The organism is Streptomyces sp. NPDC050560 (genome assembly GCF_044457285.1).
Taxonomy (GTDB): domain Bacteria; phylum Actinomycetota; class Actinomycetes; order Streptomycetales; family Streptomycetaceae; genus Streptomyces.
On sequence record NZ_JBITGT010000031.1, the window covers coordinates 1 to 10,642 of the forward strand.

Consider the following 10,642-nt stretch of genomic DNA (forward strand, 5'->3'; position numbering starts at 1 on the left):
TTGTTTGATGCGGTGTTGCATGTGGGTGCGTTGGGGGAGGGGGTGCGGTTGCCGTTTTCGTGGGGTGGGGTGCGGCTGTTTGCGCGGGGTGCGGGGGTGTTGCGTGCCAGGTTGACTCCCGTGGGGGAGGACTCGGTGTCGGTGCTGGCGGTTGATGTGTCGGGGCGGCCGGTGTTGTCGGTGGAGTCGTTGGCCACGCGTCCGGTTGATGCGGCGCGGCTGAACGCTGCCACCACTCCGCCCCTCCACCACGTCACGTGGGAGAAAGCTCCGGTCGCGGCGGGGGCCGTTCCGGTGGGAGACTGGGCGGTGCTCGGCCCGGACGGTCTTGATCTCGGTGTGCCGGTCCATGACCTGCTCGCCGGGGTGGAGGAAGCACCTCCAGAGGTGCTGTTGGTGCCCGTCGACGGTGGTCATCAGGGCCATGCCGACAGCGTGGAGTCCGTACACCGGGCCGTGCGGGCAACCCTGGCGCTCCTTCAGGAATGGCTGGGCAACCCCGCGTATGCGGAGTCCCGACTTGTCATTCTGACGCGCGGGGTGCGCGACGGTTCGGACGAACTTGTCGGCGAAACGGTCGCCGGGCTCGTACGCTCGGCCCAGTCCGAGCATCCGGACCGAATCGTCCTGCTGGACGCTCCCTCGGACACCGCCCTCACCCTCCCGTCTCTGCGCGCCGCCGTGGCCTGCGGAGAACCCGAAGTTGCCGTCGAAGGCGACCAGGTGTGGGTACGGCGACTCGCCCGGCTGCACCCCTCCGAGACCCCCGCCGAAGTGCCGCTGTCAGGATCCGTGTTGGTGACCGGCGGCACGGGCGGCCTGGGGCGAGTCGTGGCGCGGCATCTGGTGGAGCGGGGCGCCGAACATGTCGTTCTGGTGAGCAGGAGTGGCCGGGAGGCCGAGGGCGCGGCCGAGTTGGAGAGTGAGCTTGCCGGTCTGGGTGCGCGGGTGACCTTGGCCGCCTGCGACGTCGCTGACCGTGCTGGTCTCGAAGAGTTGATACGGGGTATCGAGCCGCCGCTGACCGGTGTCGTACACACTGCGGGCGTTCTCGACGACGGCACCGTGGAATCCCTGACGGCAGATCAGTTGGCGCGGGTGCTGCGGCCGAAGGCGGAGGCCGCCTGGCATCTGCACGAGCTGACCCGCGGCCTCGACCTCACCCTGTTCGCGCTGTACTCCTCGGCCGCCGCTGTCTTCGGCAACCCGGGACAGGGCAACTACGCCGCCGCCAACGCCTTCCTCGATGCCCTGGCCCGCCACCGCAGGACACAGGGGCTGCCCGCGCTCTCCCTCGCCTGGGGCCTGTGGGCCGAGTCCAGCGGTATGACGACGGGGCTCGGGGAGACCGATCTCGGCCGGTTGAGCCGCTACGGGGTACGGGCGTTCTCCAACGCGGAGGGCCTTGCACTGCTCGACGCCGCACTCGGCAGCGGGGAGGCCGCCGTCCTGGCCGCGCGGATCGACCTTCGCGCCGTGGCCGCCCAGGAGCAGGTACCTGCCCTCTTCAAGACCCTGGTGCCGCCCCGCAGGCGGTGGGCGGGAAGCGGCGAGGAGACACGGCTGCCCCTGGCCCGCCGCCTCGCGGGGATGGCGGAGGAGGAACGCGAACGGTTCCTGCTCGACGTGGTACTCGCGCACACTGCGGCCGTACTCGGACTCCCGGCCGGCGGTGTCGACCCCGAAAACCCCTTCAAGTCCCTCGGCTTCGACTCGCTGCTCGCCGTCGAACTGCGCAACCGGCTCTCCGCCGACATTGCGGAACGCCTCCCCTCCACGCTCGTCTTCGACCATCCCACCCCCGGAAAGTTGACGGCCTACCTCCGCTCGCGCCTCGATCTCACGCAGGCCGAGCCCGAGACACCGTCGTACGAACCCCTGCTGCGTGAACTCGACCGCCTGGAGTCCGCGTTGGCCGCCGTCGAGGAGGACGGTCCTGGCCGCGCGGAGGTCGCCAGGCGGCTGCGCTATCTGGCGGCCCAGGTAAGCCCGGCGGACGCCGAGACCTCCACGCCCTTCGACGTCGACTCGGCCTCCGCCGACGACATCTTCGACTTCCTGGACAAGGAATTCGGCTGACACGGCCCCGAACCCGCCCGCTCTTGCCGCCTGCCCCTTGGATGGAGCCGATTTCGTGAGCAATGAAGACAAGACCCTGCGCTATCTGAAGCGGGCGACGACGGACCTCCGTGAGGCACGACAGCAGATCCAGGAACTCCAGGCGCGGGAGTACGAGCCCGTGGCGATCGTGGGGATGTCGTGCAGGCTGCCGGGCGGTGTGACCTCGCCCGAGGAGCTGTGGGACCTGGTGGCGTCGGGCAGGGAAGGAATTGTCGACTTCCCGGACGACCGTGGCTGGGATGTGGATGCTCTCTTCGACGCTGATCCGGAGCGCTCGGGGAAGTCGTATGTGCGGCGTGGTGGATTCCTGGCCGACGCTGCGGATTTCGACGCGGGTTTCTTCGGTATCTCGCCGCGTGAGGCGCTGGCGATGGACCCCCAGCAGCGGTTGTTCCTTGAGGTGTCGTGGGAGGCGCTTGAGCGGGCGGGGATCGATCCGCCGTCGTTGCGCGGGAGCCGTACGGGTGTGTTCTCGGGCGTGATGTACCACGACTACGGCGCCCGGCTGCGCTCAGTGCCGGAGGACCTTGAGGGGTATCTCGGGCAGGGCTCGGCGGGGAGTGTGGTTTCGGGGCGGGTGGCGTATGCGTTGGGTCTTGAGGGTCCTGCGGTGTCGGTGGATACGGCGTGTTCGTCGTCGTTGGTGGCGTTGCACTGGGCGGTGCAGGCGTTGCGGTCGGGGGAGTGCTCGCTGGCTCTGGCCGGTGGGGTGACGGTGTTGTCGACTCCGGGTGTGTTCGTGGAGTTTTCCCGGCAGCGTGGTCTGGCTCCTGATGGTCGGTGCAAGGCGTTCGCGGACGGTGCGGACGGTACGGGCTTCAGTGAGGGTGTGGGTGTGCTGTTGGTGGAGCGGCTGTCGGATGCGCGGCGCAACGGGCATCGGGTGCTTGCGGTGGTGCGGGGCAGCGCGGTCAATCAGGACGGTGCGTCGAATGGGCTCACGGCTCCGAACGGGCCTGCCCAGCAGCGGGTGATTCGGCAGGCGTTGGCGAATGGGCGGGTGTCGGCGTCCGAGGTCGATGTCGTGGAGGCGCACGGCACCGGTACCACGCTGGGTGATCCGATCGAGGCGCAGGCGGTACTGGCGACGTACGGCCAGGAGCGTGCTGCCGAACAACCCCTGCTGCTTGGTTCGTTGAAGTCGAACATCGGTCATGCTCAGGCCGCGGCTGGCGTGGCGGGTGTGATCAAGATGGTGATGGCGTTGCGGGCGGGCGCGGTGCCGGCGACGTTGCATGTGGACGAGCCGTCCAGCCACGTGGACTGGTCGGAGGGTGCGGTCGAGCTGGTCACCGAGGCGTGTGGGTGGCCGGAGGTGGTGGGGCGTCCGCGTCGTGCGGCGGTGTCGTCGTTCGGGGTGAGCGGGACCAATGCGCATGTGGTCCTGGAACAGGCGCCGGAGGGCGAGCCCGTCGTGGAGACCGTGAGCGCCGGTGGTCCGGTGCCGGTGGTGTTGTCGGCGCGTGGCCGTGAGGGGCTTGCCGGGCAGGCGGGGCGTTGGCTTGCGGCGTTGGAGGGTGGTGCGGTCCCGGTCGATGCGGTGGGCTCGGCGGCGCTGTCGCGGACCGCCTTCGACAACCGTGCCGTCGTACTCGCGTCGGACGCCCAGCAGCTCGCGGCTGGCCTGAGTGAACTTGTCGACTCTGCTACGGATGCCGGTGGTGGGGCTGCTGTGTCGGGAGCCGTCCTGGGCCCGGCAGGTCGGCGGGTGTTTGTATTCCCCGGGCAGGGGGCGCAGTGGGTGGGGATGGCGGTGGAGCTGTTGGAGACGTCGGCGGTGTTCGCCGAGTCGATGACCGAATGTGACGCTCTGATACGGGAGTTGGCTGGTTGGTCGGTGTTGGAGGCTCTTGGGGATGGGGGTTTGTTGGGTCGGGTGGATGTGGTGCAGCCGGTGTTGTTTGCGGTGATGGTGGGGTTGGCGCGGGTGTGGGAGTCGTGGGGTGTGGTGCCGGATGCGGTGGTGGGGCATTCGCAGGGGGAGATTGCGGCGGCGTGTGTGGCGGGTGCGTTGTCGCTGGAGGATGCGGTACGGGTCGTTGTCCTGCGTAGCAGGGTGATCACTGGTCTTGCCGGTCGGGGTGAGATGTGGTCGTTGGCGGCTTCGCGGGTGTGGGTGGAGGAGTTGCTTTCGGAGGGCGGCTGGTCGGACCGTGTGTCGGTCGCGACGGTGAACGGGCCTACGGCCGTGGTGGTGGCCGGGGATGGCAAGGCCCTGGCCGAGATAGCCGCTCATTGCGAGGGGCGGAATGTCAGGGCACGCCAGATCCCGGTGGACTACGCGTCGCATTCGTTCCACGTGGAGGAGATCAGGGACGAACTGCTCGACGCCCTGGGCGAGATCACCCCTCGGCCCGCGCAGGTTCCGATGTTTTCGACTGTTGATGGTGGCTGGGTGGAGTCCGATTCGCTGACGGCCGAGTACTGGTATCGGAATCTGCGTGAGCCAGTCGCCTTCCATGAGGCGATCACCGCGCTGGCGGCGGACGGCTTCGGCACCTTTGTCGAGTGCAGTGCTCATCCCGTTCTGACGGCGGCGGTGGAGGACACCGTCGCCGAACTTCCGGATGCTCGTGCGGTGGTGGTCGGTTCGTTGCGGCGTGGTGAGGGTGGTCTGCGTCGGATGTTGGCGAGTGCGGCTGAGGCGTGGGTGTGTGGGGTGGAGGTGGACTGGTCGGTGTTTTTCGCGGGGCGGACGTATGGCCGGGTTGAGTTGCCGACGTATGCGTTTCAGCGTCGTCGGTACTGGTTGGAGGACGCGAGTCCGGTCATGGATGCTTCGGGGCTTGGGCTGGTGAGTGTGGGTCATCCGTTGTTGGGTGTGGTGGTGGGTGCGGTGGAGGGTGGGGGGTTGTCGTTGCATGGGCGGTTGTCGTTGGGGGTGCAGGGGTGGTTGGGGGATCATGCGGTGCGGGGTGTGGTGTTGGTGCCGGGTGTGGCGTTGGTGGAGTTGGTGGTGCGGGCGGGGGATGAGGTGGGGTGTGGTGTGGTGGAGGAGTTGGTGGTTGAGGCGCCGTTGGTGGTGCCGGGGCGTGGTGGGGTGCAGGTGCGGGTGGTGGTGGGGGAGGCTGATGGTGAGGGGCGTAGGGGTGTGGGTGTGTATTCGCGTGACGAGGGGGACGAGCAGGGGGCGTGGGCGCGTAATGCCAGCGGGACGATCGCGCCCGCGGGAGACGGTGTGGAAGCCGCCGGAGCCGGATTCGATGCGCTGGCCGGAGCCTGGCCGCCACCCGGGGCCGAGGGCGTTCCCGTCGACTCCGCCTATGAGCGGCTTGCGGCGGACGGGCTGGAGTACGGGCCCGTGTTCCAGGGCATGCGGGACGTCTGGCAGCGGGGCGACGAGATCTTCGCCGAGGCGGTGCTGCCCGAGGGGGTGAGCCCGGCGGGGTTCGGGCTGCACCCCGCGCTCTTCGACGCGGCGCTGCACCCCGCCGCCCTGGGCGCGGGGGTGCGGTTGCCGTTCTCCTGGAGCGGGGTGCGGCTGCACGCCTCGGGTGCGACGGCCGTACGGGTCCACCTGGTCAGGGGCGGCGATGACACCCTCGCGGTGGCGATCGCGGACCCAGCAGGTAGGCCCGTGGTGTCGGTGGAATCCCTGGTGACCAGGGAACCCGCCGAGGGGCGGACGGATACGGCGCGTACCGACGCGCTGTTCACCGTCGACTGGGTGGAACTGCCCGCGCCCACCGCGCAGCCCGATGGCCGGTGGGCGGTGGTCGGGACGGACGCACTGGGGCTCGGCGTACCCCCGCACGCCGATGTCGGCTCCGCGCTGGCCGACGCGCCCGACGCCGTGTTCGCCCTGGTCGAAGCGCCCGCGGCCGCCGGGGACACGGTCGCCCGGGTGCACGCGACCACCTCCGCCGCCCTACGGCTGATACGGGACTGGCTCGCTGACGACCGGTCGGAGCGCGCCCGGCTCGTCCTGGTGACACGGGGTGCGACCGGGGTGTCGCCCGACCTCGCGGGGGCCGGGGTGTGGGGCCTGGTCAGGTCGGCGCAGACGGAGCATCCCGGACGTGTCGTCGTGGTGGACCTGGACGGTGACGAGGCGTCCGCCGCGGCGCTGCCCGCCACGCTCGCGACCGGCGAACCCCAGATCGCGGTACGCGCGGGCAGGCCCGCGGTGCCACGTCTCGCACGCGCCTCCTCCGGCACCCGGCTGCGGCCCCTACCTGGGCGGCCCTGGCGGCTCGACGCGACGGGCCAGGGCACCATCGAGGGCCTTCGCGTCATCCCGGCCGACGACGCCGACGGGCCGCTGGCGCCCGGTGAGGTACGGATCGCCGTGCGGGCGGCCGGCATGAACTTCCGCGACGTGCTGATATCCCTCGGTGTCTACCCCGGCGCCGCCACCGTCGGCAGCGAGGGCGCGGGCGAGATCGTCGAGGTGGGGGCCGACGTGCCGGGGCTGCGCCCGGGGGACCGGGTGATGGGCCTGTTCAACGGCGCCTTCGGCACCCGGGCACGTACCGACCACCGCAACGTCGTACGGATGCCGGAGCGGTGGACCTTCGCCGCGGCGGCCGGGCTGCCGATCGTGTTCCTCACCGCGCTGTACGGGCTGCGCGACCTGGCGGACGTGCGGCCGGGGCAGCGGGTGCTGATCCACGCGGCGGCGGGCGGCGTCGGAATGGCGGCCGTCCAGCTCTGCCGCCACCTGGGGGCCGAGGTGTACGCCACCGCGAGCCCCGGCAAGTGGGAGGCACTGCGGGCCATGGGCATCGACGACGCCCACCTCGCGTCCTCGCGCACCCTCGACTTCGAGGCCCACTTCAGGGAGCGGACGGGGCAGGACGGCGTCGACGTGGTGCTGAACTCGCTGGCCGGGGAGTTCGTCGACGCTTCCCTGCGGCTGCTGCCGCGCGGCGGCCGGTTCGTGGAGATGGGCAAGACCGATGTGCGCGACCCCCACGAGGTCGCCTCGGCGCACCAGGGCGTCGTCTACCGGGCGTTCGACCTCGGGCTAGAGACCGAACCGGAACTGGCCCGGCGGATGCTCACCGAGCTGCTCGCCCTCTTCGACGACGGCACACTGACACCGCTGCCGTACATCACCTGGGACATGCGGGAGGCGGTGGACGCCTTCCGGCACCTGAGCCAGGCCAGGCACGTGGGCAAGGTCGTCCTCACCGCGCCCGCGCCCCGGGACCCCGACGGCACCGTACTCGTCACGGGCGGCACCGGAACGCTGGGCGCCGCCGCCGCACGCCACCTCGTACACCAGGGTGCCAGGGACCTGGTCCTGGTCAGCCGCCGGGGCTGGAACGCGGACGGCGCCCCCGAACTCGCCCAGGAACTCGCGGAGTCGGGCGCGAAGGTACGTATCGAAGCGTGCGACGTCACCGACCGGGGCCAACTGGCCGCCCTCATCGAGCCGATGGCCGACACCCTGACCGCGGTCGTACACATGGCGGGCGTCCTCGACGACGGCACCGTCGCATCCCTCACGGCCGACCAGTTGGCGCGGGTGCTGCGGCCGAAGGTCGATGCCGCCTGGCATCTGCACGAACTGACAAGGGAGTTGGACCTCACCTCGTTCGTGCTCTACTCGTCCGCCGCCGGTGTCCTCGGCTCACCAGGCCAGGCCAACTACGCCGCGGCCAACGCCTTCCTCGACGCCCTGGCCCGCCACCGCAGCGCACAGGGGCTGCCCGCGCTCTCCCTCGCCTGGGGTCAGTGGGCCGAGGAGAGCGGCATGACCGGCCACCTCGGCGACGCCGACCACCGGCGGCTGGCACGCGACGGAGTGGTCCCCCTCGACACCGCCGAGGGCCTGGCCCTGCTCGACACCGCCCTGCACACAGGCGCCCCCACCCTTGTCACGGCCCGGTTCGACACCGCCGCGCTACGCCGCCGCGATGAACCGCCGCCCGTACTGCTGCGGGCACTGGTACGCCCCGCCCGACGGGCCGCCACCACCCTCCCGGAGGACGACGGCCCCACCGGGGCACCGTACGCGGCGCTCACCTCCCGGGAGCGCGAACGCGCCCTGCTCGGCCTCGTACGCACCCACACCGCCGCGGTGCTCGCGGGCGACCCCGAGACGATCGCGGCGGAACGGGCCTTCAAGGAACTCGGCTTCGACTCCCTCACCGCCGTCGAACTGCGCAACCGGCTCGCCACAGCCACCGGCGTCAGGCTCCCTGCCACCCTGGTGTTCGACCACCCGACCCCGGCGGCGCTCGCCCGGCGACTCGCCGACGACCTCGCACCCGCAGAACCGGAGACCGGCCAACTCCTGGCCGAACTGGACCGCTTGGCCACCCAGTTGGCGTCCGCGCCACGGACCGGTGAGCACACGGCGGCCATCGCCTCGCGGCTACGGCACATGCTGACCGGCTGGGACGTCCCCGCCGCGCCCGGCGACGCCGACACCACCGACACCACCCCGGAACTCCAGTCGGCCTCCGAGGCCGAGGTGCTCGCCTTCATCGACCAGGAACTCGGGCGCGCCGGCCACCTGCCGGACGGCCCGCGAGCGGACAGGGACTGACGACATGACGGACAACACCACCATGGCCGACTACCTGAAGCGGGTCACCACCGACCTGCACCGCACCCGCGAGCGCCTGGCCGAGGTCGAGTCGCAGTCCACCGAGCCCGTCGCGATCGTCGGCATGGCCTGCCGCTTCCCCGGCGCCGTCGACTCCCCCGAGGCGCTGTGGCGGCTGGTCGAGACGGGCACCGACGCCATCGGCCCCTTCCCCACCGACCGTGGCTGGCACCCCGGCACCCTCTTCGACCCGGACCCGGAGACCGAGGGCAGTACCTACTCGGTGCACGGCGGCTTCCTCGACAGGGCCGCCGACTTCGACGCCGGATTCTTCGGCATCACACCCCGCGAGGCGCTGGCGATGGACCCGCAGCAGCGGCTGCTGCTCGAAGTGTCCTGGGAGACGCTGGAACGCGCCGGGATCGACCCCGGGACGCTGCGCGGCAGTCGCACCGGTGTGTTCACGGGCGTCATGTACGCCAACTACGCCACACGGCTGCACACCACCCCCACCGGCCTTGAGGGCTACCTCGGCAACGGCAGCGCCACCAGCATCGCCTCCGGCCGGGTCGCCTACACACTCGGCCTTGAGGGCCCCGCCGTCTCCGTGGACACCGCCTGCTCGTCGTCCCTGGTCAGCCTGCACCTGGCGATCCAGGCGCTGCGCTCGGGGGAGTGCTCCCTCGCCCTCGCGGGCGGTGCCACCGTCATGTCCACCCCGCAGGCGTTCGTGGAGTTCTCCCGGCAGCGCGGGCTCGCGCCCGACGGCCGGTGCAAGGCGTTCGCGGCGGGCGCCGACGGCACCGGCTTCAGCGAGGGCGTCGGCGTACTGCTGGTGGAGCGGCTGTCCGACGCGCGACGCCACGGACATCCGGTGCTCGCCGTCGTACGCGGCAGCGCGGTGAACCAGGACGGCGCCTCCAACGGCCTCACGGCCCCCAACGGTCCTGCCCAACAGCGCGTGATACGTGAGGCGTTGACCAACTCCGGGCTGCACGCCGCGGACGTCGACGTGGTGGAGGCGCACGGCACGGGCACCCGGCTCGGCGACCCCATCGAGGCACAGGCGGTCATCGCGACGTACGGCCAGGAGCGTCCTGCCGAACAACCCCTGCTGCTTGGCTCGTTGAAGTCGAACATCGGCCATGCGCAGGCCGCCGCGGGCGTGGCCGGTGTGATCAAGATGGTGATGGCCATGCGGGCCGGGGTGGTACCCGCCACCCTGCACGTCGACGAGCCGTCGGAGCATGTCGACTGGGACCAGGGCGCGGTGGAACTCGCCACCACGGCACGGACCTGGCCGGACGCCGGGGCACGGCCGCGCCGCGCCGCGGTGTCGTCGTTCGGCGTCAGCGGCACCAACGCCCACGTGATCCTGGAGCAGGCACCTCCTGGCCCCGTGGAGCAGACCCCACGGGGCCAGGGACAGACCCCTCAGACACAGGGAAGCACCACGCTGGCGCAGGGAGGGGTCACCGAGGCCCCGGAACCCGGGCCCCATCCCATGCCGGTCACGCCGGTGGTGCTGTCCGCGCGGAGCGAGGCGGGGCTGCGCGGCCAGGCCGGCCGGCTGCTCGCCGCGGTGGAGGCGGCTCCACCGCCCCGGGGCGAGCACGACACCGCCCTCGTCGACCTCGCCCACTCCGCCCTGACCGGCAGGGCCCGCCTGGAACACCGTGCGGTCGTCACCGGAGCCGTCCGCGGCGACATCACGGCCGGACTCCGCGCGCTCGCCGAGGGCCGGGTGACCACGGGTGTGGCCCGCGGCACCGTGTCCGAAACGGGCCGGACGGCGGTGTTGTTCACGGGGCAGGGTGCTCAGCGGCTGGGTATGGGGCGGGAGTTGTATGGGGCGTTTCCGGTTTTCCAGGAGGCGTTCGACGAGGTCTGTGATCTGTTGGACGAGGGTCTTGGGCGTCCGATTCGCGAAGTGGTGTGGGGTGGTGATGCGGGGGTTTTGGAGGGTACGGAGTTTGCTCAGGCGGGGTTGTTTGCGTTTGAGGTGGCGTTGTTTCGGTTGTTGGG

The 10,642-nt window shown here is 71.1% G+C and carries 3 protein-coding genes and 1 pseudogene; 3 read left to right on the plus strand and 1 reads right to left on the minus strand.

What is annotated here, in order from left to right; genetic code table 11:
- Positions 1–233 (minus strand): hypothetical protein (locus ACIBIW_RS36655; RefSeq protein WP_399342869.1); only part of this gene is annotated, 233 nt, incomplete at its 3' end.
- Positions 234–339: 106 nt separating this feature from the next.
- Between ACIBIW_RS36655 and ACIBIW_RS36660 the strand changes: the two genes are divergently transcribed.
- From ACIBIW_RS36660 to ACIBIW_RS36670, 3 genes and pseudogenes are all read left to right on the plus strand, one after another.
- Entirely contained in the window at positions 340–2,079 is a 1,740-nt protein-coding gene (locus ACIBIW_RS36660; protein ID WP_399342871.1) for an SDR family NAD(P)-dependent oxidoreductase, read from the plus strand.
- Positions 2,080–2,161: 82 nt separating this feature from the next.
- A pseudogene (locus ACIBIW_RS36665) lies at positions 2,162–8,617 on the plus strand (SDR family NAD(P)-dependent oxidoreductase); the annotation flags it as partial.
- 55 nt (positions 8,618–8,672) lie between these two features.
- A partial coding sequence (locus ACIBIW_RS36670; RefSeq protein ID WP_399342872.1) for a type I polyketide synthase occupies positions 8,673–10,642 on the plus strand: 1,970 nt, incomplete at its 3' end.